A 26,117-nucleotide genomic window follows, 5' to 3' on the forward strand; every position below is an offset into this window, starting at 1 on the left:
ACATGAAATGGGTAGTGTTTTGCTTTATACAGAGCGGGTTTTCATTTAAAACATTTACTACCGTATTTGAATAATAACGACAAAAGAAGTGGATGAGTATGGGGCTCTATGACACAGTAGAACGAAATTTTTTCAACTCACTAACCCGTAAAATCGTCGGAAATGTAGCTTTCCTGCTTCTGCCCTCGCTGCTTTTTATGGGGTTTAACTGGTATAGCCTGGGTCAGCTTGAGCAGGCTGCGTCGCAGTCGTCGAATAACGCTGAGCTGCTATCCAGGCTTAGTCAGTTGGAGTTTTACAGCTGGTTAGTGCTGAGCTTTGCCATTGCCGCCTCGCTATTTACGATCTTCTTTATGCGCCACATTTTTTTACGACCGATTCGTAAAATGATCGATGTTCTCAGTGCGATCAAAGATAAAGATGGTGATATCTCCGCAACATTGCCCGATTTTACTCACGATGAAATATCCACAATGGCGTCCAGCTATAACGGATTTTCCACCAGTCTGAAAAAGATTATTGCAGAGACGCGCAATCACAGTGTCCGGGTGGCGCTTAGTGCGACTCAGTTAAGCAAAGTCTTGCAGGAGGTTCATCAGTCAACCACCGCTCAGGAAGAACAGGCACAACAGGTGCTGATCTCCAGCCAGGAATCCACCACGGCTATTCAGGAGGTGGCGGGTAATACCCTGAAAATATCTGAATATACCAGTAACAACCTGAACGAGATCCGAAGTTCAAGTCGTGAGCTGGAGCAGGTATTGGGTCAGGTGCGTACTATCTCTGAGCTGGCGTCCGGATTCCAGAGTACGGTTGAGAAGCTCAGCGCCAGTTCCGAGACCATTACTGAAATTCTCTCGATGGTTAAACGCTTTTCTGATCAGACCAACCTGCTGGCGCTGAACGCCTCCATTGAAGCTGCACGAGCGGGAGAAGCGGGGCGGGGGTTTGCTGTGGTTGCCGATGAGGTGCGAAATCTGTCGCAGCAGGTGCAGAATGCAACCTCTGAGATCGATCAGAATATTTCGGTGATGGCTGATCTGGTTAATGATACCAAGACAAACTCCTCCAATATTCTCGAGTATACGCGCAACACGGAAGGCTTTATCAGTGATACCAGCGAACAGTTTACCCGGCTGGTAAGTGACTTCGAAGGCGTCAATAGTCAACTGACCACCATCAGCTCTACCCTTGATGAGCTTTCCTATACGAACAAAGAGTCTCACTCTCATGTGGAGCGTATCGCGGGTATCAGTGGTGACATTCGCGATGAGATGGAGCGTTCAAGAGAGTTTTCTGCTGAACTTGAGAGCTCAACAGAGGAGACTCAGGAGTTGCTGTCCCGCTTTATTATTGGCTACGGCAGCTTTGAAAATATTATTCAGGCGGGACGGGAGTGGACCCGTCAGATACAGGAGGCGCTGGAACAACTGAACAGCCAGGGATTTGATCTGTTTGATCGCAACTACAAACGCACTAATGAGGGAGGTCTTCCCGAAAAATTTGATGTCAGCTATGTTGAGGCGTTTGAAAAGCTGTTACGTCCGATGTATGACGACTACCTGAGACAGAAGCCTGATCTGATCTACGCACTGGCTATCAGTGTTGACGGCTATGCCCCCGCACACCATCTGAAGGTGTCTGAGCCCCTGACGGGCGATTTCAATGTTGATAATGCAAAAAGCCGTCATCGTCGCTTCTTTAAAGGCAGTCGCGCTGAAGTGCGCCGGGTAACCAATACCGCCCCTTTCCTGTTGCAGACGTTCGTCCGTGACACCGGTGAGGTGCTTAATGATCTGACCTTCCCGCTCTATGTTAACGGCCGTCACTGGGGTGCGTTTGCGCTGGGATTCAAACCGGAGCTACTGCTCGATAGTGAGAGCAACAATTAAGCGAGTATACGCCGATAGGTAAAGGCGTTGTTCAACAGGCCCGCTGCCTCTGGCAGCGGGCCTTTTTTTGTCCTGTCAGGACTGAGCCGGGCCTGTGGTTTCTAATGAATCGTTAAAGTAGCGGTTCAGGTACTAAAGGATTAATCACGGCCCCGCTCTAGTCTTAAGCACTTTCGCCGTACGCCTGCTCATCCTTTGCGACCGGGACGATAGAGCGGTTTGGAATGAGCAACTAATTGCCGGTCTGAACGGCTCCAAAGTCGCCTGTTACCGGTTATCGCAAAGCCCAATAATGCCCTGACTTACACAACAAACCAATCGATGAAGAATCAGAGGGCATAATGAATAATAAAAAACTATGGCGCAGCGTGCCGTTGGCCTTGGCAGTAGCATTCAGCAACAGTGCGATGGCCGGGATCAGTCTGTATGACCAGGACGGTACAACCTTCTCAGTAGACGGTTATTTCAACGCCTTCTACACCTATCAGGATAGCGAAGATAAAGTCGCTGATACCAACACCAAAACCTCCCGGGTACGGATGGGATTTCTGCCAAACTATATCGGCTTTAATGTCGGTAAAGAGGTCGGTGATCTGACCGTGGGTGGTCGTTCATCCTTCTGGGTTTCTATCAACGATAGCAATCAGGATGGTGACGGCACTAAAACTGATTCCATGATCGATGTCCGTCAGTTCTATGCCACCGTCGATGGTGATTTCGGTCAGGTGCTGTTTGGTAAGGACTTTGGTCTTTATGCCCGCAGCAATATCTTCGGTGATGAGCTGCTGATGGGTGTAGGTTTTGCACCGGCTACCACCAGTAATACGACGTTTGGCAATATTACCACGGGTTATCCATATGCCAACCCGACTGCTCAGATCACCTACCGTTCGCCAGTGATGAGTGGCTTCCAGGTTGCAGTGGGTGTACTGGACCCAAATACGACGGGCAGTACCGCTGCGGGTGATTCCAACGCTGCTCGTTTTGAAACCGAAGCGACCTACACTGCCGATTACGATGGTGTTGCAGTCAAGGCCTGGGTTGGTGGCGCCATGGGTGATTCCGTGACTTCAGGTGTTGATGCAAAAGGTATCTCTTACGGTGCCAGAATTGCTGCCGCAGGTTTTGCCCTGACTGCATCCGGGTTCGACCAGGAAGGCATCAGCAGTGTGTTTGCCAGCAATACGCTGACCGACAGTGCTGAGTCTGATGGTTATCTGGTACAGGGTTCCTATGCGTTTTCAACTAACCGTGTGGTACTCTCCCATGGTCAGACAAAAAACACCGCAGCTGGTAGCTCTGTGACCACCAAGGATTCTCTCACTGGCGCAGCATTGTTCCACAACATCAACGACAATCTGACACTGGTGGCTGAGTATACGGTTCACAAAACCGATAACGGCAGCATCGATACTTCAGCAACCGATACGGTTGCTCTGGGCGCTGTGCTGAGCTGGTAATCTGTCAGCCAGCTCCCGCATCCTTACCGACAACCCCTTCCTCTGTCGGTGAGGATGCTTTTCTACTACTTTAGTCCTGCTTTTTTCTATTATTAATTCCTTTAAAACAATACCTTATTTAATTCTTTTCAATTTCGCACTACTCTTCAGTACTCAAGTATAGTGTTTTCATTTGTCATTCCATTTTAGACTCAAGGGTCATTTCAAACGACGGTGTGACTACTGTGACCAAGCAATCATCTCAGAATATATGCCAGCCCGAGCTGCGCACTGCATTTACGACTGAACGTGATGAACAGGTGGCAGTGGACCAACTGCTGCAACAACTTAACTGGCCCGGTCTCAACTTTGTTCTTTTTTTCTGCTCGGCGGAATACCAGTTGGACAGGCTGGCTAAGGCGTTTCAACAGGGCTTCAAAGATCTGTTGGTGGTCGGTTGCACCACCGCTGGAGAGATAACCGTCGAGGGGTACGGTCAGGGGTGTATCTCTGCGATCGGTTTTTCCCGCGAGGCGTTTGCTGTCAGTGGTCGCTTAATAAGCAGTCTGGAACACTTTGATTTTAATGATGCTCAGGGGGTGGTTGAGCAACTATCTGAGCAGTGTCTCGAGCAGCAGGTTGCACCGATCAAAGATCATAGTTTTGCCCTGACACTGTTTGACGGGTTGTCGACTCAGGAGGAAAAGGTGCTGGTGACACTGGACTCCGCTCTGGGCAGTATTCCCCACTTCGGAGGGTCGGCTGGCGATGATATCTGCCTGGCGAATACCCATGTCTATTTTGATGGCGCTTTTCATACCAATGCGGCTGTGATTATTCTGATCAATACCAGTTGTGAGTTCAGAGTGTTCAGTGGTCATCATATGGAAAGCCGGGATACCAAACTGGTAGTTACCGAAGCGGATAGTGAACAGCGCCGGGTGCTGGAACTGAATGCTGAGCCAGCAGCCATTGAGTACTCCCGCATTGTCGGGGTGCCGGTGGATGAGCTGAACCATGAGTCGTTTGCGCTGAACCCGATCGCGGTGAGAATAGGCGATGAGTACTTCGTCCGCTCCATTCAGAGCGTCAACGATGATCTCAGCCTGACATTCTACTGTGCTGTTGAAAGCGGTATTGTGCTGACGCTAATGGAGCCCGGCGAAATGATATCCAAGCTGGATCAGCAACTGACGCGTGAAGAGGAGGCGCTCGGCGAGCATCTGTTAACCCTGGGGTGCGACTGTTTTCTGCGTCGGCTTGAGGCCCAGATCCGTGGTAAAAGTGAACCCGTCTCCCAGCTGTTGCAGCGCCACCGGGTGGTGGGATTTAACACCTATGGTGAGCAGATCGATGGGATGCATGTTAACCAGACCTTTACCGGTGTCGCGATCGGGAGAAAATCATGACCGGTATGGGGCAGGATCAGCCGATTGACCTTGTCCAGCGGGTTGAGCAGCTGGAACGGGAAAACCGCAAACTGCAGAAGATCAACCGGGTGCTGATCGAGCGGGTTGAAGTCAGTGCTACCACCCGTACCGATCCCTATGCCGCTTTTGAACACTCTGTTGTACTGGCCGAACAGGTCCGTGAAAGAACCGCTGCACTGAATGTCGCGCTGGGCGATCTCAAAACCAGCAATTCCGCCCTGAGTCAGGCAAAACAGCAGGCCGAACTGGCACATCAGCGACTGATAGATGGTATTGAGAGTATCTCCGATGCGTTTGTCCTGTTTGATAGCGAGCGGCGTATTGTCCTTTATAACAGCAAATTTGAATCGGTCTGGGCGGGGACTGGCGTCTCCATTGAGGAGGGGCTGGGGATTCAGGATATTCGCCGGCTTGCGGATCAGCATGGGTTGATCGAGGAAGAGCTGCGGGGGGATGAAACGGATAACTCGGTGTTCTACCGGCTCAAGAATGGCCGCTGGTTTCAGGTTAGTGAACGGCCTACGCTGGATGGCGGTCTGGTTATTCTCTATACCGATATTACCGAGCTTAAACAGAACGAAACCGCGCGCCGGGAACGCGCCCTGGCGGATAAATCCCGGGTGTTGCAAAATACCGTTGATAACCTTTCTCAGGGGGTGGTACTGATCAATTCAGAGGGGCGGCTTGAGGTCTGGAATCAGCGCTTTCTGGAGCTGTCAGGCTTTGGTGAGGATGAGCTGAATGAACAGCCCCTGTTTGAGGACCTGATCGCCCGATGTGAGCTGATTCTGCTGACCCCTTTCACCAATCATCACCACGCCGGGGGGACTATCGAGCTGGAGCAGAGTCTGCGTAATGGTCAGGTGATAGAGATTCGTACCCATCCGATTCAGGAGGGTGGTTTTGTGAATACCTACACTGATATTACCGAGCGCCATCAATATGCTGAAACATTGCGTGAGAGTGAACAGTGGATCCGCCTGATTACCGACCATGTACCGGCACTGATCGCTTATGTGGGCGATGATCTGCGATTCCAGTTTACCAATAAGGTGTATGAGGACTGGTATGGCTGGCCGCGGGAGGCGCTGATCGGCAAAACCATCACGATGGTTCATGGTGGCGATCAGTTTGTCAATCTCAAGCCCTATATTGACAGGGCGCTGTCGGGTGAGAGTGTCACCTTCGAGATCGAAGAGAAAGATCCTCAGGGCGGACCGCGATACATGCTCAAAGCCTATGTGCCCAATCTGGATGCCGAGGGGCATGCGGTGGGCTTCTTTGTGCTGATCAGGGACATTACTGAGCGGCGTAAAACCGCCTATGCCTTGCAGGAATCCTATCAGACGATGGAGCAGCGGGTGATTGAGCGGACCTCCGAACTGACTAAACTGAACGATCAGTTGAGGCAGGAGATCACTGAGCGTAAACAGGTGGAAGGGCGTCTGCTGGAAGCCAGTAAACATGCTGAGCAGGCTAATCTGTCGAAAACCAAATTTCTGGCTGCGGTCAGTCATGATCTGTTGCAGCCGCTAAATGCAGCCCGGCTGTTTACCAGTGCGCTGCAGGAAAAGCCAGCGGTCCAGAGTGAGCGGCATCTGATCGACTCAGTGGGCAGTTCGCTGGATGATGTGGAGTCACTGCTCAGTACGCTGGTGGATATTTCCAAGCTGGATGCTGGTGTGATTGAACCTGACGTCACGGTGTTTCCGGCCAGCAGTCTGCTGAATAATATCGCCAATGAATATCAGCAGGTAGCCATCAGCGAGCAGTTGAGGTTGCGCTATGTGGCAAGCAATGCGGTGATCTGTTCCGACTCTCAGCTGTTGGCGCGAATCCTGAGAAACTTCCTGACTAACGCGATTCGTTATACCGATCATGGTTCTGTGTTGCTGGGGTGTCGGCGCAAGCGGAATAGCCTGGTTATTGAGGTGTGGGATACCGGTCTCGGTATTCCTGAAGATAAGCTGGGCGATATCTTCCTGGAGTTTAAACGCCTGCACGGCAGCCCTGTGGAAAATGATAAGGGACTGGGGCTCGGGTTAGCGATCGTTGATAAAATATCGCGGATGCTGGGACATCAGATCAGCGTCAGTTCAGTGCCGGGCAAGGGATCAATGTTCTCTGTCGAGGTTCCCCTGGCCAGGCCTGATCAGCTTCCTGTCAGGACTAAAGAGCAGCATCAGCCAGCGACTGGAGATCAGCTTCAGGCGGCCGAGATCTGGCTGATCGACAATGACCCGGCGATCTGCCGGGGGATGCAAACTCTGCTGGAGGGGTGGGGCTGTCGTGTGCAAACGGCCCACGATGAGGAGCAGTTGATGGCGTTGCTGGATAAGGGGGAAGCGCCCAAATTATTAATCGCTGATTACCATCTGGATAATGATGAGAATGGCCTGGATGCCGCCATCCATTTTAACCGGCGACTGGCTCAGCCGGTTCCGGTGGTGATGATTACCGCAAACTATACCAATGAACTGAAACAGATCGTGCGCGAGCAGGGCTATCTGCTGATCAATAAACCGGTTAAACCGATGAAGCTGAAGATGACGCTCAATCATCTGTTGGAATAAACGCCCTGCTGGTGAACCGCAGGGTGTCAGAGGCTCTGCCAATGTTGGCCAGTGTCAGGATTATAAAGATTCACCAGACACTGACTCTATTGCCTGTGTAGCCGGAAATGGGTGGGTTAACGTTTCAGGTACTGGTTGAAGTCTACATTGCCGGCAGAGAGTACCGCCTGAATGCGATTATGCACGCCAAGCTTGCGCAGTATTGCGCTGACATGAGCCTTCACTGTGGTCTCTGCGATATTGAGCGTGTAGGCGATCTGTTTATTGGATTCACCCTCAGACATTCGTTCCAGAACCAGCAGTTGCCGGCGGGTTAGGGAGGAGAGCATCTCTGGTGGGATCTGGCTCTCATCGTGACGGCGGTGAATGCTGCTGCCTGAGGGCTTCTCTGAGCGGATGATGTCAGATGGCAGATAAACATTACCGTTAAGAATCTGCTGCAATGCTTCGGTCATCTGTTCCCGTGGTGAAGACTTGGTGATAAAACCTACTGCACCGTAGGTGATCGCCTGGAGTACAATCTGCTTATCCTGTTCCGCTGATACAATTACAACGGGAATCGTTGGCGAGTCATTGCGCAGGCTGATCAGCCCATTCAGACCGTGCATTCCTGGCATATTCAGGTCCAGCAGAATCAGATCAAGGTCTTCTTCCTCTTTGGCAATTTCCAGTGCACTGTCCAGGTCTTCCGTTTCGAGTGTTTCACAACCAGGAAAACCATTCGCGATGACGCCGCAAATTGCTTCACGAAACAGAGGGTGGTCGTCGGCAATAAGAATTTTATACACGTTGTTCTCCCGCTGGGCGACTGCCGGTTGGCAGATAGTTACCGCCCATTATAATTATTCTGTAATGGGACTGGGTTTATTACCCCCCAGTTTACTACATTGCAGCTTCAGAGTAGAAACCGCTTTATCTGTGATGCGCTTTAATCTCTGAAGATCTTCTTAGTCAGGTATGTCCTCAACCGCTTCTGAGCTAGTCGCAGGCAGTGGCCCAGACCTGATCGTTCAGGTTAACATCCGCTGTATAAATTAACGCTTATTCTATTACACCGTTAGGAGGAGTTTATCGCCATTCTACTATGCGTGTAAAAAACCAATACTAAAGTACTATTATCTATCATTGCGGAGCAAGTGACGGATAAATAAACATAATTTTACGTTTGTGATATGATCCTGCAGGCCTGTATACCTGCGTTGAGGTCTATACGATCTCTGCTTATGTGGTCTGCCCACGCAGTGAGTTGGTTTGAGTTAAAAAACGTTTTCCGTAGTACGTACGTTGGATCTGATCAGTGAATAAAAACAATAACACGACCCGATTCCCTGCCCAGCTATTGTGGGGGGTCTCATGTATTATTCTTATACTGCTGCTGTCACAAACCGTCTATTTCTTTATTAGCACCAAAAACCAACATCAGCATCAGTTGGTGTCACTGCGAGAAAATCTGATGCAGTCCCAGCGAAAGCGGCTCGACGCCGAGATGGCTGATGCTGAGTATATGATCCGACAGATGTTTACCGAAGCCACTGATCTGCTAAAGCGTGAATCGCGTCAGCAGACCCGTCAGGCTCTGCAACTGATGAACTCGCTCTACCAGCGCTACCATAAGCAACTTAGTGAAGCCGAGATGAAACAGTTGCTGATTGAGGCGCTGCGGGAGATCCGTTTTTTTGATGGCCGGGGATATTATTTTATTGATCAGCTAGATGGCACCGCCGTGCTGTTGCCGATCGCCCCGGAGATGGAGGGGCGTTCCCTGCTGAATAACCGGGATGATACCGGGCACTATATTATGCGCGGGCTGATAGAGGCTGTATCTAACGCTCAACGCGCCGGATTTTCCAACTACCGCTGGTATGCCCCCGATAACAATCAGGTGATGAAAGATAAGATCGCCTATGTCGAGGTGTTTGAACCTTACAACTGGATTGTCGGTACCGGTGATTATCTGTATCGGTTTGAAGATGATCTTAAACCACGAATCTATAACTACATCCGCAACATCCGTTTTGGACATACCGGTTATTTTGCGCTGGCGAGCAATGATGGAACCCTGCTGGCCAGTGGCGTCACTCCTGAGCTGGAGGGGGTTAATTTTACAGATGATCCAAACCCCAGGATTCGGGAGAGCGCGCAGACCGTAGTAGATACTGCCCGCAATGGCGGCGGTTATCGCTTCTATGACTGGTTCAGACCAGGGGATACTACACCCAGTAAAAAACTGTCACTGATTGAACCTTTGCAAGATCGGGGCTGGATTCTGATAGCGGGTATCTTTCAGGATGAGTTGAGTGAATTGCTGTTGGCGCAGGAACAGTCCCGCGATCGGGAGATTCGAACCGTTGTGATCAAGCAGGTAATCGCCTTTACCATCATTGGCTTATTAGCGTTGCTGTTGACGCTCACCTATAGCCGCTGGCTGCAATCGCGCTTTAAGCGTTATGAGAACGATATCCACAAGCAGCAGACAATGCTGCGTAACACCGCCGACTCGCTTAAACTCAGTAGCCTGATTTTTGAGTCTGCCTATGAGGGGATCATTGTCAGTGATGCCGACAACAATATTCTGCAGGTGAACAGTGCAGTGACCCGGATTACCGGATATCAGCAAGATGAACTCATCGGTAAGAATCCAACGGTACTCGCTTCTGACCGCCAGGATGCCGGCTTTTACCGGCGTATGTGGCAGAGTCTGGATAGCGAGGGCGTGTGGCGTGGCGAGATCTGGAATCAGCGTAAAAACGGTGAGGTATATCCTGAATGGCTATCGATCAGTGTTAACAAGGATTCCAGCGGCAGGGTGCAGAACTATATTGCCATCTTTTATGATATTACCCAGCGTAAAGAGCTGGAGCAGCAGTTACGCAGTATGGCGGAAACCGATCCACTTACCGGGCTGGCAAACCGGCGCGCCCTGATGGACAGCCTGAACCGTGATCTGGCTTTCAAAGAGCGTTATCAATCCCCTGGCATTGCCCTGTTTTTTGTTGATCTTGACCACTTTAAGGCAATCAATGATAACTATGGACATGATGTAGGAGATACGGTGTTGAGTGAGGTGGCGAATCGCTTAACCTGCTGTCTTCGTGAGTCCGATCTTGCCTGCAGGGTAGGGGGGGATGAGTTTGTTGTGCTGAGTAAATTTAAAGAGGATGGTGATTCCCGGCAATTACATCAACTCAGTCGGCGGTTATTGAGTGAGTTGCTGAAACCGGTGCGTTTTGCCGATGTTGAAATCGCGATCAGTTGCAGTATCGGCGTGGCCGTCCACCATCAGGGCGAAGATTCATATGCACTCATGAAATCGGCAGACCAGGCACTTTACATGGCCAAGCATCAGGGACGCGGCCGGGTTATCTTCTATGGTGACAACCCGAGCACTATCGCTTGCCCATCCCCTGCTGAGGCTGAAACCCTCTGACGGCCACTATTGAAGCTACCAGTGTAACCACAATAACGATGCTCAGTGCCGTGCTGTTTACCTGCTGGTATAGCGCAAACCGGATCAGTTCGACTCCGTGGCTGAAGGGGTTCCAGGCGCAGATCCAGTAGAGCCATTCGCTCGCTTCACGCATCTTCCATAACGGGTAAAGGGCGGAAGAGAGAAAGAACATCGGAAAAATAACGAAGTTCATCACCCCGGCAAAGTTTTCCAGCTGCTTGATTTTAGCTGAGATAAATAAACCGATCGCACTCAGCATCATGGCAACCAACAGGAAAGCAGGAAGTGCGGTGAGATAACCCCAGAGAGGCGCTTCAACCCCCCAGAACCAGGCAATCACCAGAAAACCATAAACCTGTAACAGGGATATCAGTGAGGTTGCCATCAGCTTGGATAGCAGTAAGAAAGGCCTTGGCATGGGGCTCACCAATAGCACCCGCATACTCCCCATCTCCCGGTCGTACACCATTGACAGCGAGCTTTGCATTCCGTTGAACAGAATAATCATGGCGCACAGTCCCGGCACAATATACACCTCATAGGTGATATAGGTTTCGTAAGGCGCAATGATGGCGATACCCAATGCCGCACGGAAGCCTGATGCAAATACAACCAGCCATAACAGGGGGCGAACCAGGGCGCTGAAGAACCGCGAGCGCTGCTGCACAAAACGCAATAGCTCACGCTGTAACAGACCATTGAAACAGATCAGGGCATCGCGAAGAGTCATGTTGACGTTCCTGTAAGTGATCGGAATAGTGTGCTGATATCTGCACTCTGATGTTGCTGGCATAACTGATCGGCAGTATCGCTGGCGAGAATCCGGCCTTTGAAGAGGATGGTAACGGGGTCATCGTTTTGCACCTCTTCAATCAGATGGGTGGCCCAGAGCACGGTGAGCTGCTGTTGCCTGCATAACTGACGAATATGTAGATTGAGTGATTCCCGGGTGGCGGGATCAAGGCCAACACTGGGTTCATCCAGTAGCAGTATTTCGGGCTGATGCAGCAATGCCCGGGCGATCTCAACCCGGCGTCGATGCCCCCCGTTGAGGGTGCGGACCTTATCGTGCAGTCGCTGGCTGAGATCAAAGCGGGCCAGCTCTTCGGTAATCCGGGGCAGGGCTTGTCGCTTCGACATACCGTGCAGCGCTGCATGGTAGTAAAGGTTCTGCGCCACACTCAGATCCAGGTCCAGCGTACTTTGCTGAAACACCACGCCGAGTTTGCGCATCACCTGTGCAGGATGATGCGCAATACTGTGACCGGCAATAGTGATCTCGCCACTCTGCAGCGCATAGAGTCGTGATAACAGCGCAAACAGTGTGCTTTTACCAGCACCGTTAGGTCCCAGCAGGGCATTAAAACAGCCCTCCTGTAGTGCCAGATTGATATCCTGAAGGGCATTCAGAGAGCCATAACTGAAACTGAGATTGCGGATGATGATGCTCATAGTCGATGCTCATAGTCGATGCTCATAGTTGCCAGATAGCTGCCTGGGGATTAAGGAGTCAGGGCTTGATCCGGATTCCCCAGGGATAGCGTCCCACTTTGATCGATTTGATCACCTTCATCCGGTCAAGGTCAATCACCGACACATCGCCGCTGATACCATTGGTGGTGAGCAGGCGACTCTGGTCAGTATTAAATTCCATATGCCATACTCTGCGACCGACCAGTAGATAATCCAGAATTTCATAGGTTTTAGCATCGACAACCGCAACGTGATTGGCAGGCCCCAGCGCAACAAAGGCATACTTGCCGTCATCGGTCAGTTTTATACCGACCGGCTGGATCTTGTCCGGGTGTACCCCTTTGATTTCGAAGTGAAGCTTATGGCTTATCTGACGACTGGCAACATCGATGATTGACACGGTACCGCCAATTTCGGATGAGGCCCAGACAATGGAGCCCTCTTTGTTAAACTCGATGTGGCGTGGGCGCTGGTCTACCAGAGTGTTATCCACCACCTCATGGGTTTCGGTATCGATCCAGTGCACCATATTGGTGGTCTCGCTGGTGGCCAGTGCCCATTTGCCATCGGGGCTGACGGCCATCCCTTCCGGTTCAACCCCGACATCAATCTGCGAGATCACCTCCTGGGTTGTCACATCCACCACCGTGACCACTGCATCATTCTCATTGGCGATGTAGAGTTGCCGGTCATCCGGGTGCAGAGCAAACTGTTCCGGGTCTTCCCCAGACGGCAACTGGGCGATGATACGGTTGTTTTTCAGATCCATCACCTGCACCGCATCTGAATCGCTGGCACAGATGTACAGGCGTGTTCTATCGTGGCTGAAAATGATCCCCCGGGGGCGTTCACCTACCGCGATGGTATCGGTAACCTCCAGGGTATCCAGGTCGATAATGGAGAGGGTATCGTCCTTTTCGTTTGACACATAAGCAGTTTCAGCAACCGCCTGATGACACGCTATCGCGGTACTCAGGGCGAGCGCCACAGACGGGACAATTTTGGTTAAATATCTCATAGAGCAGATCCTGTTTTTCTTCTTATTCCGGGAAGCGTTAATGGGAAGCATAGGTAACTTTGCAGCTGGACTCCGGCTGATCAAAACCCAGTGTGTCCAGATCAGTGACCGGATGGAGAAAACCCTCCAGCGGTGGCTGGGCAACCAGTGAACGGGGTTGCACCAGCGGAATCGGCTGGCGCAGCTGACCGCTCCAGCTGCGATAGTTCAGTTTGCGGCCTTTAAATGCAGCCAGTTGAAACTTATCTGAGTTGATAAAATTAAACAGGGTTTCTGCGGCAGACGATTTAGTTTGGGTGACCGCTTCGCCAATCGTCCTGATTGCGGCCCAGGCGGCGTAATCCTTGCTGTTCATCCAGCGTTTAAACTGGTCTTCAAAACGACTCTGAAGCTGAGCCGCACCCCACTGTTCCACCACCCGATGCCAGGCTACCGGGGTTAGCCCCTGAGTGCCGGCCACAGGTCTCGGATACCAGGTGTTATACAGCACGTATTCACCGAAATCGCCCTGTTCATCGGCGACAACCACCAGATCATACTCATCTGTCTGGGTAAACAGGGGCAGTTCCCGCTGTGCCGTGCGCCGCAGGTCGGTATCAAAACTCCAGGTTTTCTCTGCCACAATTTTCAGACCGAAGCGTTTAGCTGTACGTTTCAGGGCGTCAGCATAGGCGATATCCCCGGGTTGTGAACCTTTAATCAGCAGCCAGCGCTGCAGACGCCGGGCATTACTCCACTGTCCCAGGGCATCGGTCAGCATGGCGCGGCTTGGCAGGGTGTGCAGGGTATTTGCCAGACATTCACGGGTGCGCAGCTCATCGGCATAACTGCCGGCATTAAACAGAATCGCGCCATAGGGTCTGGCCAGTTGGCTCAGTTCGATCAGCTGTTTTTCAGGCAGATCCGTAATCAGTAGTCTCAGGCCGTCCTCGAGCCATTGCTGTGCAATCTGATTGACCTGTTCCGGTGATGCGGCAAGTTCTGAGGTCAGGGTATAGTGCTGTTTCAGGAAACGGCCTGTGGTGTTGTTATCTTTGAGGCCCAGCTGGGCACCACTGAAGCCACGGTCTTCCGGTTCAGGAATCAGGTTTGAAAGTACCGGCCCCTGGTGAGGGTGGTAAGCGATGTAGCCGATGCGGATCTCCTGGGGGGTTGCCAGGGCATAGAGACTGAAAATGGAGCCCGCCAGAATCCAGCATAATGATTTGAGTGTACGCATATAAGAACTCATTGGTCAGAAGCTTTCAGGATAGGTGCTACCGCAAGCGGGTTAAATATGCGGAAAGTACTGAACAATTAGTTCTGAAGTACTATTTTTAAAAAGCAGTATCAGCTTAGCATTGATCATAAATAATGATAAGCAGAGGAATCTAAGTATGGCACGGGTGCTATTAAGCGGTCTTGCGGTGGTCACGATCACTATCTCAATGATGTTCAGCGGCAAGTTGTTGGCAGAGGGGGACCTGACCCTCAAGCCGCAGCGTCTCCCTGAACTGGTGATGGGCAGCGAAGAGAGTGACTACAGTCTGTCGCAAAAAACCTATGAACTGGAAACCGGCAAAGCGTATCGACTAGAACTGATTGCCAGTGGTTTAAAACCCTATGCGTTTCGAGCCCCGGAATTCTTTTCCTCGATCTTTCTGCGCAAGGTAGAGGCGGGAGATATGGAGATTAAAGCGGTCAGTCTGACCGAGCTGGAGTTTGAAGATGAGGGCAGTGCAGAGATGTTTTTTGTGCCTGTTAAACCCGGAACCTTCGAGTTTTATATTGCGGGGCTACGGCATAAAGGGATGGAAGGGGTGTTTATCGTTAAGTAACTCCCTGTCATTAAACGCTTATGAACCCTGTCACTGGCCAACCGGATTCAACCATGAAAAACGTTTCCGCTTCGATCATTCTTACTGTTTCACTGGCACTGGCCGCAGCTGTTCATGGGGCTGATGCTGATAGCGGTCTGCCGGAGGAGTTTCTTGATGCCCGGCCCAATAATCAGCTCTATATGGCTTACGCTGAATTTAAAATGGGCCATCACGATCTGGCCCGGCAGATGTGGATGCATATTGGTGGTTCTGGCAGGTCTGAAGCGCTGTTTAATCTGGCTAACCTCTATATCCAGGGCGTTGGCGTCGATAAAGATCCCGAGCGGGGGATGCAGCTTTACCGCCAGTCCGCTAAAACAGGTAGCAGGGCGGCGGCTTATCAACTGGGGCTGATCTATCTGTATTCACCTGACTATAAGAGTCGTGACCAGGCTCGTCACTGGTTAACCGTTGCCGCTTTGGATGGTGATAGTGATGCGGCAAGTCTGTTAGCCAGTCTGGAGCGCGATAAACCTGGCGATCCCCTGTCGCAGGTTGAGGCGCTTCTGATTCATGGAGATAGTGATCAGGCTCTGGAGCAATTGGAAGCACTGGCAGCAGCATCGCCACCGGATTATCGCGCAATCACCCGACTGGCCTGGCTGTATGAGAGTGGTCTGGCGGTAGAGCGGGACATTGACCGGGCTGCAGAGCTGTTCATGCAAGCTGCAGAAGCGGGTAACGCAGAAGCACAATATGCCCTCTCAGTGATGTACCAGACCGGTGTAGGGCGGGAGCAGGACGATAGTCTGGCAAAGCAGTGGCTAGAAAAATCAGCCTCCCAGAGCTATCCTCCGGCGCTGGATCAACTGCAACAGATTGATCAATAACCCTATCCTTCAACCATCATATTTCACCGTATGACTGCAAAGCTCTGCGCTGCACTCTGGCCGATTAAGTGTTTTAGTCAGCCGGCTCTCCTCTGCTGATTCTGGCCTCTGTCAGCGTCAGTTTTTGTTTGTTTCGCAACGGCGTTTCAACAGCGCATCTATCAAGGAATCAGGGATATGCAAAGCTGGCTTAAAAATCCTGTTGTGCATTAAACCGGTATCTGATGACGGTTTTTGATCAATTGACTCAGTGGCAGGTAGTCAAGGCCAGGTTATCACTCATCAAATGCAGATAATGCCCTCCTGTTTTTTATATAACCTATTGATGTATATGGATTAAATTATATCGGCGGATATAGCTAGTACGAAGGTACTAGTTTTTCAGCACCAAAGCAGAATTCTGGAGCTTTCTCCTCCCGTTCTATTATGTCTCCTATAGCGATCTCCCGCTCTTTTGTGAAGTGTGTGCCAGGGTAAGCCTGGGAGATCCAGAATTTTTAAAACTCTAATAAGACTGGTGATGTAAATGAGAAAGCCAACTAAAACTCTGGGTGCTGTTGCTGCGGGGACTCTTTCTATGCTGTTGTCGGCGCAGGTATTGGCACATGGTGATGTAACGCCGCAGTCGGTGGATGTTCATGAGCTGAAACAACTGGGTGATGAGTGGCTGGATGAGAACCCCTATGGTGAAGATTACGAAAAACACGATGTTGCACTGGAGATCGGTTTTTCAGCCTACACTCAGAACTGTGCCCGCTGTCATGGTCTGGAAGCGATCTCAGGCGGTATTGCTCCGGATCTGCGTTACCTTGAACCTGGCATCGAGGGTGATGACTGGTTTAAATACCGGGTGATTAACGGTGCGGTTCGAGATGGTCGGGTGTACATGCCAAAGATGGCAGATTACCTGAGTCAGGAAGCGCTTTGGGCAATACGTACCTGGTTGGTTTCAGTAGCAACCACAGAATAACCGGAGTCTGAGATGCGAATTCTGGTGCTGTTAGCTGTATTGACCCTGAGTTGGGCAGGTGCGGCTCAGGCTCGCTATTACGATGATGTAATCGCCAGTGGTGTTATTCACATTGGCGCTTACAAAGACTTCCCGCCGTACTCTTTCGAAAGAGATGGCGCGCCCGTAGGGGTGGATATCGAGATTGGCCAGCGGATCGCCGAAGCGTTCGGCGTGAAGATGGAGGTTCACTGGATCACTCCCGATGAGAGTCTTGAGGACGATCTGCGAAACAACGTCTGGAAAGGTCATTACCTGGATAAAGACGAAAAGGATCCACTCGCAGCTAAGCATCTGGCCGATGTGATGATGCGGGTGCCCTATGATCGCGAATACGCATTTAAACGGGATGATCAGGGGCTGCTGGTCAATGATCAGGTGGTGCTGTTCGGGCCCTATCAGCGGGAACGCTGGCAGGTGGCATTTGATAGCGAAAAGCTTGACCGGGTAGGAACGGTGGCGGTGTTTCAGTATCACCCTATCGGTGTTGAAATTGACAGCCTGCCGGACTTCTATCTGACCTCCGCTTTTGGCGGGCGAATGCGAAAAAATACCCATCATTATTTCTCCAATAGCGAAGCGTTTGCTGCCATGCAGGCGGGCGAGGTCGATGCTGTTATGGGGATGCGGGCAGAAGTCGACTGGCAGATCGGTCAGGCCGGAAATCCACGTTACAAGCTGGCAGAAAATGGTTTTCCAACCATGGGTAAGCAGCAGTGGGATATCGGCATGGCGGTTTCGCAGCGCTATCGTCAACTGGGTAATGAGGTTGACGTAGTGGTTGAGAAGCTGATTCGCAGTGGCGAGATAGAAAAGATATATGCCCGATATAACCTGCGCTACGAGTTGCCAGGGTTATATCAGGATGTTGCTCAGTAATAACGATTGCTCTGGCGCTTTCAGCCTTAATAAGAGGAGCGGTGTCAGGGCATCGTGTGTTTCAGCCTGGGATAAAAGCCCTGTAGCGATGAATCAGGCTGGTGAGTTGCCAAAATCGCGGTATTCACCAGCGTTTTGTAGCAGGGACTGGTGCTTAAGTGCCTGTTGTTTAGGGCTCGGTTTATAGCGGGCGGGAATCAAAAGGATATCTGTCTGTGTGTTCAGTGTTAGCGAGGGAGGCTTTGTTATGATCACTGCAATGCCTGGGTTGATGCCGGTACTTAATGCCGACTGTAAGCTTTATTTTGATGGTCAGCATGATCGCTGGGTGTTGAAAGGCCCGCAGCAGCTTATCTTTCCGGATCGACTGACACTGATCACTCTGCAAGCTTGTGACGGCAGTTGCAGTGGCGCACAGATCGCCCGCTCACTGGCGTCTTTCTCAGATCTGAAGAATATCACAGAGTACGATGTGCTCGACGTTCTGGAGGAGTTTGAGCGACGCGGATTTATCTCTGTGTTGAATGCATGAGCCATAGTATGGCTGCCCTGAAGGCGGGTAGTACTACTAAGTAAGTACAAAACTCATTCCCCCGGTTAATTGTTGGAATGGGTGTAAATTTACAGAATGTCAGCAGGTCTGGAATCTTTGCTCAGATCTGTTGAGAGTCAGAAAATAAGAACAATCCTTAATCAAGGAGCAATGCAATGAAGAAGTTCAGCGGCAGTTTTGCTGTGTCAGCGCTGGTTGCAGCAATGTCTTTATCGGGCGTGAGCCAGGCAAATGTAACCGATAAAGATATTCTGCAGGATCAGAGTACGGTAGAAGATGTGGTATCCAACGGTCTGGGTCCGCGCGGACAGCGTTATAGTCCGCTGGATAAGATCAATACCAATACTGTAAAAGATATGCGTCCGGTCTGGTCGTTCTCGTTTGGTGGCGAGAAACAACGGGGTCAGGAATCTCAGCCGATGGTTAAAGATGGCGTGATGTATGTCACCGCTTCTTATTCCCGGGTATTCGCTGTGGATACCAAAACCGGGGACGAGCTGTGGCAATACGATGCCCGTCTTCCTGATGGCATTATGCCATGTTGTGACGTGATCAACCGGGGTGTCGCTCTGTACGACGATCTGGTGATCTTCGGTACACTGGATGCCAAACTGGTCGCTCTGGATGCTAAAACCGGCAAGGTTAAATGGAAAAAAACCGTTGCAGATTATAAAGAGGGCTACTCCATTACAGCCGCTCCGATGATCGTCAATGGCAAGGTTATCACCGGTGTGTCCGGTGGCGAATTCGGTATTGTGGGTAAAGCTGAAGCTTATGATGCCAAAACCGGTAAGATCCTCTGGTCCCGTCCGACCGTTGAAGGTCATATGGGTTATATCTGGAAAGATGGCAAAAAAGTAGAAAACGGTATCTCTGGCGGTAAGCCTGGTCAGACCTGGCCTGGCGATCTGTGGAAGAGCGGTGGTGCAGCAACCTGGCTGGGTGGCACCTACGACCCTGATACCAACTCAGTATTCATCGGTACCGGTAACCCGGCTCCGTGGAACTCCCATATGCGTCCGGGTGACAACCTGTTCTCATCCTCCCGTCTGGCGATCGATCCGGATACCGGTAAGATCAAATGGCACTTCCAGACTACTCCGCATGATGGCTGGGATTACGATGGTGTAAATGAGCTGATCTCATTTGATTATAAAGATGGTGGTAAAACCGTTAAAGCGGCTGCAACGGCAGACCGTAACGGCTTTATGTATGTCCTGAACCGCACCAACGGTGACTTTATCCGCGGTTTCCCATTTGTCGATGAGATTACCTGGGCGAAAGGTCTGGATAAGAATGGCCGTCCGATCTACAACGAAGAGATGCGTCCGGGCAACCCAAGTGCATCTGAAGATGGTAAGAAAGGTTCTTCCGTTCATGCCGTACCAGCCTTCCTGGGTGGTAAGAACTGGATGCCTATGGCCTTCAGCCAGGACACCGGACTGTTCTATGTGCCTTCCAACGAGTGGGGCATGGATATCTGGAACGAGCCAACCGCGTATAAGAAAGGCGCTGCCTATCTGGGTGCAGGCTTCACGATCAAGCCGCTGACTGATGATCATATCGGTGTGCTGCGGGCGATGGATCCGAAGACTGGTAAAGAGGTATGGCGTTATCAGAACTTCTCTCCACTCTGGGGTGGTGTTCTGGCTACCGCGGGTAATCTGGTCTTTATCGGTACTCCGGAAGGCTACCTGAAAGGCTTCGATGCTAAGACCGGTGAAGTTAAATATCAGTTTAATACTGGTTCCGGTATCGTTGGTTCTCCGATCACCTGGGAACAGGATGGCGAGCAGTTTATCTCAGTTGTCTCCGGCTGGGGTGGTGCGGTACCTCTGTGGGGTGGTGAAGTTGCCAAACGGATCAAACACCTGAATCAGGGTGGTTCAATCTGGACCTTCAAACTGCCTAAGTCTTAATTCGCTTAAGCGTTTAGATAAAAAGCCGATGCATCTGCATCGGCTTTTTTTGTTTTGCTGAAAAAGAACGCTGATCACAGATAGCAGTGCAAATCCCATGAAAGAGGTTGTCCGGTGATCTCTGCTTTCTCCACAGTGAGTCTTTTACGCGGATCAATCCTGCTGGTGTTTATTCCGGAACCAGAATATCACAGGAGTGAAACGCCCCTTTGCCCTCATCAAGGGCGTCAACCAGTTGCGGTAGCAGGGTTTTCATCTGTTCAAGCAGGGTCCAGGGTGGGTTGATAACAATCATTCCGGATGAGGTCATCCCCCGTTCAGCAGAGTCGGATTCCAGACCCAGTTCAAAGCGTTGAATATTGCGTATACCGCTGCTGATAAACAGCTTTTCAAGCTTACGGATACGGTGTCGGTCAACCACCGGATACCAGAGTGCGTAGGTTCCGGTAGCGAATTTTTTATGGGCGTTTTTCAGTACTTTAAACACCTGATCATAGTCGCTTTTGATTTCGTATGAGGGGTCCATCAGCACCAGCGCTCGCCGGGAAGCTGGTGGCAGCAGAGAGAGGAGGCCTTCGAGGCTGTCCTGATTCAATACTCGGATGCGGCGATTGCTACGGGTATTCTGGCTGAGTAATTTAAAATCGGTTGGATGCAGTTCATACAGGGTTGCGCGGTCCTGCGGGCGCATGAAGTAGCTGGCGATCAGGGGGGACCCGGGATAAAAGCGTAATCCGCCTTTCGGATTGCAGCTGCCAATGGCAGCGAAATAGCTGGCAAGGGCGGGCCACTGCTCTGGCTTCAGTTTACCGATGCCGTTGCTGAACTCTCCCAGTTTTTCCGCCTGATCTGACTGCAGATCATACAACCCGGCTCCGGCGTGGGTGTCAATATAGTCAAATGGTTTATCTTTTTTGATCAGATGTTCGAGGATCTCTGTCAACACGATATGTTTCAGAAGGTCGGCAAAATTGCCTGCATGAAAAGAGTGTCGATAACTTAGCAAAACAGTATCCTGATCAGAAGGTTAGGTTGAGAGCATCATGGTGGCGGGTGACTATCGTTGTATTCACCCTCAGGGTCAATAGATCCGCCGGTTAATATACCGCCTTAATAAAAGGTTATAGCAGATCTTCAATAAACCAGGCGGAGAATGCATGTCTGCCCGGTGTCCCGGACTTTTGATAAATAGCCGATGCCTGTTGACGGATTGTTTTGTCGGCAGTGCCCCGCAGTGCTGCAATCTCTTTCAGGCTGTAGCCTTTGAGAAGCATGATGCCGACATCCCGTTCGCTGGCCGTCAGCTGCCACTCGGTAAATTGTTCATCGATGGCCTGACTCAACTGTTGGCGGGCCGCGAGCACCGCAACTGATTCGGGAACCGGCATATTCTTTGCCGCTTCCAGCTCCTCCTTCAGCTGTCGGATCTGGCTTTTTTTCATAAAGTTATCAAAGATCAGTAAAGACAGAATGATCAGCGCAAAGAGTAAAATGGTGATTTCTTGCAACAAGTGGGTCAATCCGGCGCCGTGGGACAGATCCGCAGCGATGTCGGTGCCACTGGCACTGACGATCACCACCAGGAACAGCATCAATAGATAATCCTGAGAGAAATGCTTTAACACTTTAAATCCTTGTCATATTTTTGTTATATCATCTGCTCCGGCAGATGCCGGATCGATTTACTGCTTTGTTTGAGGAATTATAAAGCAGTAAGTTTACTATTTTTCTGAATCTTTATTCACGTCTTCATTCATGGTGGGATTATGTCCGAAAAAGTTTACGTTTGGGATAAGTTTGTGCGTTTGTTTCACTGGGTGCTGGTGGCCCTGTTTGCCATTAGCTATATCTCTGCTGAAGAGATCGAGTGGTTGCACGTTTATTCCGGTTATACGATCGCTGCACTGATTGTGTTACGTGTTATCTGGGGGCTGATTGGCAGCCGTTATGCTCGCTTTAGCGATTTTGTGCCCTCAGTTGCCACGACTAAGGCCTATATTTCGGGAATCACCTCCGGTAAACCGACACGCTACCTGGGGCACAACCCTCTGGGTGGCCTGATGGTGGTGGCATTTCTGGTGATGCTGACGCTGATTACCCTGAGTGGAATGAAACTGTACGCGGTTGAAGAGGGTAAAGGTCCGCTGGCAGTCGCCCCGCAGATACACCTTATCAGCCAGGCCTACGCGCATGAGGGGCATGAGCATGAGCATGAAGGTGAGGGAGAGGGTGATGAGTTCTGGAAAGAGATTCATGAGTTTTCTGTGAACCTGATGGTGTTGTTAATTCTTCTGCATGTTGCCGGTGTCGTTTTGTCCAGCAGACTGCATAACGAATCGTTGGTTAAATCGATGCTGACTGGTTTCAAAGAGAAGTAGTAACTGCGATCTCTGGCTATCGTCGTTGCTCAGACTTCGTTGCTGTGCAACGACGATACGCTGGTTCGGCCGCTAGATCGGCAGTTTGCTGGACTGTTGCAGATGATGCTGGCAGTACCGGATGAGTTGCTGCGTCAGCTTATGACCGGTTTCTGTGACCAGATTCCAGCTGTGCCAGTATAGTGGTACCTCAAGACACTGCCCCACTGATATTTCCCTCACCGCATCCCGATCGATCAGAGTCTGCATCTGCAGATCCGGTGCCATTCCCCAGGCGAATCCTCGCCGTATCAGTTCTGTGAACGCTTCAGAGGAGGGGACCCGGTGGCGGGGGTAATCGTCTACTGCGGGATAGAAACGTTGAATGAAGCTGTCCTGCAGCTCGTCTTTCTCATTGTATTCAACCGCCGGAGCGAGGCTCAGAGCTTCTGCGGTTACCCCATTGGCAAAGTAACGTTGAATATAGTCCGGACTCGCCAGGGCAAGATAGCGGCTGATGCCGAGAAAGACCGCATTGCTTCCCTGTAAGGGTTTGTTGCTGGCGCTGATGCAGCCCTGTACATCGCCTTGTCGAAGCAGTAGATGGGTCTGATCCTGATCATCAACCCGAAGATCCAGCAGTATCGGACTCTGTGCCAGTAACGGTTGTATCGCATCCATGAACCAGGTTGCCAGGGTATCCGCATTTAAACCGATAGTCAGTTTGGTAAAGCCCTCCTGGTGAGCGCTGTCCAGGGTTTTCAGCAGTTCACTCTGGAGCAGGGTCACCTGATGATAGTGACGTTGCAGATGTTCTCCGGCCGCGGTCAGTCGTAGTGGCTGGCTGCGCACCAGCAGTAACTGGCCCGCTGACTCCTCAAGTTGCCTGATCCGCTGGGAGATCGCCGACTGGGTTAAAAACAGCCTCTTTGCCGCGCGCTCAAAACTCTGCTCTTCGATCACAGTGGCCAGGGCCTTCAACTGCCGATAATCAAACATAGATGTAATATCAGTTTTGCTAATGAAATATAAATATTATTAGTTTTACTAACACATGTCGATCTCTTACCCTTGCAGCAATCCACAAAGTCGGCATAGGTTGTCTCATGATGTCATTGATATTTGCCCCGTTTACTGCCGGTCTGGCGACCAGTGCCGGCCTGATAATTGCCATCGGTGCCCAGAATGCGTTTGTTCTCAGTCAGGGGGTGCGCCGTGAGTACCACTGGTCGATAGCGGCGCTGTGCAGTCTTATCGATGCGCTGCTGATTACTGCCGGTATTGCGGGTATGGGGGTGTTGATCGGTCAGTCTGAGCTGATGCTGAAACTGATCAGTTGGGCGGGCGGGGCATTTCTTTTGTGGTATGGTGCGAATGCGCTTCGTTCAGCGTTACGCAGTGAATCCCTGAGGCTTTCCGGCAGCAACTTTTCCAGCCTCAGATCGGCGCTGCTGGCCACCCTGGCCCTGAGTCTGCTGAACCCCCATGTGTATCTTGATACCGTGGTGTTGCTGGGCAGTATTGGTGGTCGCTATCCCGATCAGCAGCGCTACTGGTTTGGCGCCGGAGCGGCGATGTTTTCATTTGTCTGGTTCTTTTCCCTGAGTCTTGGCGCCCGCTGGCTGGCTCCGCTGTTCCGCAAGCCTGTCAGTTGGCGCATTCTCGATATGCTGGTCTGTGTGATGATGTGGACGCTGGCGGTTTTGCTGCTGAACGGCAACCTCCGTCCCTGAGTCCCGGGCGGAGGCTGATGTTTCAACTATTGAATGGTCCGGTTGACGATCTGTGACAGATCCGTCACCAGTCGGGCGAGGTTGTCGATAGCCTGGTTGGTACTGCTGATTGACGCTTTATTGCTATCGGAAATATCCCGTATTGAGATGATACTTTTGCTGAGGCTCTCCGCTGTTTCGTTCTGCTCATCGGCCGCCACTGCGATCTGCTGGCTCTGATCAGAGATCTGATCAAGGGACTGGCTCAGCTGATCGAACGCCTGACCGGCTATCTCTGCCCGGCTGATACTGTCTCTCGCCTGAGTATGGGTTTTGCTCATCGTATCTGCAGTATTGCGAACCTGATTCTGAACGGCACCGATACTGGATTTGATCTGCTCCGTTGCTTTCTGAGTGCGTATGGCTAACTCCCGCACCTCATCTGCTACCACTGCAAATCCGCGGCCATTATCACCGGCTCTGGCCGCTTCGATGGCGGCATTGAGTGCTAACAGGTTAGTCTGGTTGGCAATATCGTTGATGATGGTGGTGATATGGCCGATCTCATCGGTCTGAACATGTAATTGTTCTGACAATTCAGCTGACTGCTCAACTTCAGCGGCCAACAGCTCAATGGTTTTCAGCATATCATTAATGGTGGTTCTGCCGGTCTGAGCTTCCATGGCCGCCTGATGGGTTACCTCAGAAGTCCGGGAGGTGTTTTCTGCAACGTTATGGGAGGAAGACGCCATCTCCGTACTGGCTGAGGCCAGCATATCGCTCTCCAGATTCTGCTGTTCAATGCCCGTGGTGGTCTGGTTGAGACTCTGATGAGTCAAATCCATTACCTCTCTGAGGGTTTTGATGGCATCCTCCACGCGGCCGGTAACGGTATGTAGTTTGGCTTCCAACAGTTGAATGGCAATGTCTGTCGCACCGGTTTCATCCATCCGTCCGCTGATTGCCCGTTGCGAAAGGGGGTTGTTGTAGATGTTCAGTGCCTGTTTAACACTGTTCTGCAGCGGTGTTAACTGCCTGTAGGTGAGGGCACTGATGGCGCAGGTGAGCAAACCAGAAAGCAACAGTTTTATCGGCATATCCAGTGGTGCAATACCGATCAGAGATACGGCCAGTAAGCCAGAAAAGACGGTGGCGGGGATGCGGTAACTCAGGCGGATGCGGGACAGTGATAACCGTTTCGGGTTGCTGTTTACCTGGTCATAAAGTGCCTGTGCCTGACGTTTAATCTCATTGGGAAGCCGGCCGCGCACCGACTGATAACCGACTTTTTTGCCATCGTTATCATATTGCGGTGTGACATATGCGAGCACCCAGTAGTAGTCGCCATTTTTACAGCGATTCTTTACTGCGCCCAGCCAGGGTTTATCAGCCTTTAGATTAGTCCATAAGTCAGCGAAAGCCGCCGCAGGCATATCCGGATGGCGGACAATATTGTGGGGTTTACCTACCAGTTCTTCACGGCTATAACCCGAAATATCAATGAAGTTCTGATTTGCGTAGGTGATGCATCCCGTCAGTGTGGTGGTCGAGATTAAACGGCTGTTTTCAGGGAAGTCCCGCTCTTTACCATCTGTACTGCTGGTCATCTGAAGTTCTCCCTTTGTCGCTCCTACAGCTCTATGGTCATGTTCAGTCATTCGGTCTGAATCTTTTGCCGGGCTGTTAATGTTCAGTCTGCTAAGGCTATATCAATAGTATGTTGTAT

General features: G+C 51.1%; 22 protein-coding genes. 13 read left to right on the top strand and 9 right to left on the bottom strand.

The features are described from left to right. Positions 1-98 precede the first annotated feature (98 nt). The 4 genes from OCU43_RS09175 to OCU43_RS09190 all read left to right on the top strand — a co-directional run bounded on the left by OCU43_RS09175 (position 99) and on the right by OCU43_RS09190 (position 7,334). Positions 99-1,892: a methyl-accepting chemotaxis protein gene (locus OCU43_RS09175; RefSeq protein WP_091353759.1), complete on the top strand. Its 1,794-nt coding sequence runs from the start codon at positions 99-101 to the stop codon at positions 1,890-1,892. A 341-nt stretch (positions 1,893-2,233) separates the two neighbouring features. Next, on the top strand, positions 2,234-3,352 hold the full coding sequence (locus OCU43_RS09180) for a porin (RefSeq protein ID WP_175483425.1): 1,119 nt from the start codon (positions 2,234-2,236) through the stop codon (positions 3,350-3,352). 224 nt (positions 3,353-3,576) lie between these two features. Beyond that, positions 3,577-4,740: a nitric oxide-sensing protein NosP gene (nosP, locus tag OCU43_RS09185; protein WP_091353764.1), complete on the top strand. Its 1,164-nt coding sequence runs from the start codon at positions 3,577-3,579 to the stop codon at positions 4,738-4,740. Beyond that, on the top strand, positions 4,737-7,334 hold the full coding sequence (locus OCU43_RS09190; RefSeq protein WP_091353767.1) for a hybrid sensor histidine kinase/response regulator: 2,598 nt from the start codon (positions 4,737-4,739) through the stop codon (positions 7,332-7,334). The genes nosP and OCU43_RS09190 overlap by 4 nt, the downstream gene beginning before the upstream one ends. Before the next feature lie 116 nt (positions 7,335-7,450). On the opposite strand, the gene OCU43_RS09195 is transcribed toward OCU43_RS09190, so the two are convergent. Then, positions 7,451-8,122: a response regulator gene (locus OCU43_RS09195; protein ID WP_091353770.1), complete on the bottom strand. Its 672-nt coding sequence runs from the start codon at positions 8,120-8,122 to the stop codon at positions 7,451-7,453. Positions 8,123-8,631: 509 nt separating this feature from the next. On the opposite strand from OCU43_RS09195, the gene OCU43_RS09200 reads away from it, so the two are divergent. Next, the gene (locus OCU43_RS09200; protein WP_091353774.1) at positions 8,632-10,761 is read left to right on the top strand and encodes a sensor domain-containing diguanylate cyclase; all 2,130 of its coding nucleotides are present in this window, start codon (positions 8,632-8,634) and stop codon (positions 10,759-10,761) included. Here the strand turns inward: OCU43_RS09200 and pedC are convergent. The 4 genes from pedC to pedA1 are packed head-to-tail and all read right to left on the bottom strand — an operon-like array spanning position 10,721 to position 14,492. Continuing rightward, positions 10,721-11,512, bottom strand: coding sequence for a lanthanide ABC transporter permease protein PedC (pedC, locus tag OCU43_RS09205; RefSeq protein ID WP_091353777.1), 792 nt, complete (start codon positions 11,510-11,512; stop codon positions 10,721-10,723). The genes OCU43_RS09200 and pedC overlap by 41 nt on opposite strands. Beyond that, entirely contained in the window at positions 11,509-12,234 is a 726-nt protein-coding gene (gene pedB, locus OCU43_RS09210) for a lanthanide ABC transporter ATP-binding protein PedB/LutE (protein WP_091353780.1), read from the bottom strand. The genes pedC and pedB overlap by 4 nt, the downstream gene beginning before the upstream one ends. 58 nt (positions 12,235-12,292) lie before the next feature. Further along, entirely contained in the window at positions 12,293-13,273 is a 981-nt protein-coding gene (locus OCU43_RS09215; protein WP_091353782.1) for a YVTN family beta-propeller repeat protein, read from the bottom strand. Positions 13,274-13,310: 37 nt separating this feature from the next. Continuing rightward, positions 13,311-14,492, bottom strand: a complete 1,182-nt coding sequence (gene pedA1, locus OCU43_RS09220) for a lanthanide ABC transporter ABC transporter substrate-binding protein PedA1 (protein WP_245756483.1) — start codon at positions 14,490-14,492, stop codon at positions 13,311-13,313. A gap of 157 nt (positions 14,493-14,649) precedes the next feature. Here pedA1 and OCU43_RS09225 point away from each other — a divergent pair, with 157 nt between their 5' ends. The 6 genes from OCU43_RS09225 (at position 14,650) to OCU43_RS09250 (ending at position 20,322) form a co-directional block, all read left to right on the top strand. Continuing rightward, entirely contained in the window at positions 14,650-15,090 is a 441-nt protein-coding gene (locus tag OCU43_RS09225) for a cupredoxin domain-containing protein (protein ID WP_091353786.1), read from the top strand. Positions 15,091-15,143: 53 nt separating this feature from the next. After that, positions 15,144-15,962 (top strand): tetratricopeptide repeat protein, encoded by an 819-nt coding sequence (locus OCU43_RS09230; RefSeq protein ID WP_175483427.1) that lies wholly within the window; start codon positions 15,144-15,146, stop codon positions 15,960-15,962. A 526-nt stretch (positions 15,963-16,488) separates the two neighbouring features. Then, positions 16,489-16,932, top strand: coding sequence for a cytochrome c-550 PedF (gene pedF, locus OCU43_RS09235; RefSeq protein ID WP_091353792.1), 444 nt, complete (start codon positions 16,489-16,491; stop codon positions 16,930-16,932). A 12-nt stretch (positions 16,933-16,944) separates the two neighbouring features. After that, positions 16,945-17,850, top strand: a complete 906-nt coding sequence (locus tag OCU43_RS09240) for a substrate-binding periplasmic protein (RefSeq protein WP_091353794.1) — start codon at positions 16,945-16,947, stop codon at positions 17,848-17,850. A 247-nt stretch (positions 17,851-18,097) separates the two neighbouring features. Further along, positions 18,098-18,382, top strand: a complete 285-nt coding sequence (locus tag OCU43_RS09245) for a hypothetical protein (protein WP_091353797.1) — start codon at positions 18,098-18,100, stop codon at positions 18,380-18,382. A 176-nt stretch (positions 18,383-18,558) separates the two neighbouring features. Beyond that, positions 18,559-20,322 carry a PQQ-dependent methanol/ethanol family dehydrogenase gene (locus OCU43_RS09250; RefSeq protein ID WP_091353798.1) on the top strand — a complete coding sequence of 588 codons (1,764 nt, stop codon included), beginning with the start codon at positions 18,559-18,561 and terminating at the stop codon, positions 20,320-20,322. Between the two features lie 169 nt (positions 20,323-20,491). Here the strand turns inward: OCU43_RS09250 and OCU43_RS09255 are convergent, their stop codons facing one another. Both OCU43_RS09255 and OCU43_RS09260 read right to left on the bottom strand, forming a co-directional pair. Next, complete coding sequence (locus OCU43_RS09255) at positions 20,492-21,328, bottom strand: 23S rRNA (adenine(2030)-N(6))-methyltransferase RlmJ (RefSeq protein ID WP_091353801.1); 837 nt, start codon at positions 21,326-21,328, stop codon at positions 20,492-20,494. 115 nt (positions 21,329-21,443) lie between these two features. Beyond that, positions 21,444-21,947: a helix-turn-helix transcriptional regulator gene (locus tag OCU43_RS09260; RefSeq protein ID WP_245756484.1), complete on the bottom strand. Its 504-nt coding sequence runs from the start codon at positions 21,945-21,947 to the stop codon at positions 21,444-21,446. A 141-nt stretch (positions 21,948-22,088) separates the two neighbouring features. Here OCU43_RS09260 and OCU43_RS09265 point away from each other — a divergent pair, with 141 nt between their 5' ends. After that, positions 22,089-22,700, top strand: coding sequence for a cytochrome b/b6 domain-containing protein (locus OCU43_RS09265; protein WP_091353806.1), 612 nt, complete (start codon positions 22,089-22,091; stop codon positions 22,698-22,700). A 72-nt stretch (positions 22,701-22,772) separates the two neighbouring features. Here the strand turns inward: OCU43_RS09265 and OCU43_RS09270 are convergent, their stop codons facing one another. Beyond that, positions 22,773-23,678, bottom strand: a complete 906-nt coding sequence (locus OCU43_RS09270) for a LysR family transcriptional regulator ArgP (RefSeq protein ID WP_091353807.1) — start codon at positions 23,676-23,678, stop codon at positions 22,773-22,775. 107 nt (positions 23,679-23,785) lie between these two features. Here OCU43_RS09270 and OCU43_RS09275 point away from each other — a divergent pair, with 107 nt between their 5' ends. Beyond that, positions 23,786-24,412 carry a LysE/ArgO family amino acid transporter gene (locus tag OCU43_RS09275; RefSeq protein ID WP_217647377.1) on the top strand — a complete coding sequence of 209 codons (627 nt, stop codon included), beginning with the start codon at positions 23,786-23,788 and terminating at the stop codon, positions 24,410-24,412. Between the two features lie 26 nt (positions 24,413-24,438). Here OCU43_RS09275 and OCU43_RS09280 read toward each other — a convergent pair whose 3' ends face one another. Next, complete coding sequence (locus tag OCU43_RS09280; RefSeq protein WP_175483428.1) at positions 24,439-25,998, bottom strand: methyl-accepting chemotaxis protein; 1,560 nt, start codon at positions 25,996-25,998, stop codon at positions 24,439-24,441. Between the last annotated feature and the right edge of the window lie 119 nt (positions 25,999-26,117).

This window comes from Amphritea atlantica (genome assembly GCF_024347255.1).
Taxonomy (GTDB): Bacteria; Pseudomonadota; Gammaproteobacteria; order Pseudomonadales; family Balneatricaceae; genus Amphritea; species Amphritea atlantica.

What these genes read in the sequence shown, in the direction of transcription:
- pedB (WP_091353780.1), bottom strand. Translation starts at nt 12,234, where the DNA reads ATGAGCATCATCATCCGCAATCTCAGTTTCAGTTATGGCTCTCTGAAT.
- OCU43_RS09265 (WP_091353806.1), top strand. Translation starts at nt 22,089, where the DNA reads ATGTCCGAAAAAGTTTACGTTTGGGATAAGTTTGTGCGTTTGTTTCAC.
- OCU43_RS09230 (WP_175483427.1), top strand. Translation starts at nt 15,144, where the DNA reads ATGAAAAACGTTTCCGCTTCGATCATTCTTACTGTTTCACTGGCACTG.
- pedC (WP_091353777.1), bottom strand. Translation starts at nt 11,512, where the DNA reads ATGACTCTTCGCGATGCCCTGATCTGTTTCAATGGTCTGTTACAGCGT.
- OCU43_RS09190 (WP_091353767.1), top strand. Translation starts at nt 4,737, where the DNA reads ATGACCGGTATGGGGCAGGATCAGCCGATTGACCTTGTCCAGCGGGTT.
- OCU43_RS09270 (WP_091353807.1), bottom strand. Translation starts at nt 23,678, where the DNA reads ATGTTTGATTATCGGCAGTTGAAGGCCCTGGCCACTGTGATCGAAGAG.
- pedA1 (WP_245756483.1), bottom strand. Translation starts at nt 14,492, where the DNA reads ATGCGTACACTCAAATCATTATGCTGGATTCTGGCGGGCTCCATTTTC.
- OCU43_RS09245 (WP_091353797.1), top strand. Translation starts at nt 18,098, where the DNA reads ATGATCACTGCAATGCCTGGGTTGATGCCGGTACTTAATGCCGACTGT.
- OCU43_RS09175 (WP_091353759.1), top strand. Translation starts at nt 99, where the DNA reads ATGGGGCTCTATGACACAGTAGAACGAAATTTTTTCAACTCACTAACC.
- pedF (WP_091353792.1), top strand. Translation starts at nt 16,489, where the DNA reads ATGAGAAAGCCAACTAAAACTCTGGGTGCTGTTGCTGCGGGGACTCTT.
- OCU43_RS09180 (WP_175483425.1), top strand. Translation starts at nt 2,234, where the DNA reads ATGAATAATAAAAAACTATGGCGCAGCGTGCCGTTGGCCTTGGCAGTA.
- OCU43_RS09240 (WP_091353794.1), top strand. Translation starts at nt 16,945, where the DNA reads ATGCGAATTCTGGTGCTGTTAGCTGTATTGACCCTGAGTTGGGCAGGT.
- OCU43_RS09275 (WP_217647377.1), top strand. Translation starts at nt 23,786, where the DNA reads ATGATGTCATTGATATTTGCCCCGTTTACTGCCGGTCTGGCGACCAGT.
- OCU43_RS09225 (WP_091353786.1), top strand. Translation starts at nt 14,650, where the DNA reads ATGGCACGGGTGCTATTAAGCGGTCTTGCGGTGGTCACGATCACTATC.
- OCU43_RS09215 (WP_091353782.1), bottom strand. Translation starts at nt 13,273, where the DNA reads ATGAGATATTTAACCAAAATTGTCCCGTCTGTGGCGCTCGCCCTGAGT.
- OCU43_RS09250 (WP_091353798.1), top strand. Translation starts at nt 18,559, where the DNA reads ATGAAGAAGTTCAGCGGCAGTTTTGCTGTGTCAGCGCTGGTTGCAGCA.
- OCU43_RS09280 (WP_175483428.1), bottom strand. Translation starts at nt 25,998, where the DNA reads ATGACCAGCAGTACAGATGGTAAAGAGCGGGACTTCCCTGAAAACAGC.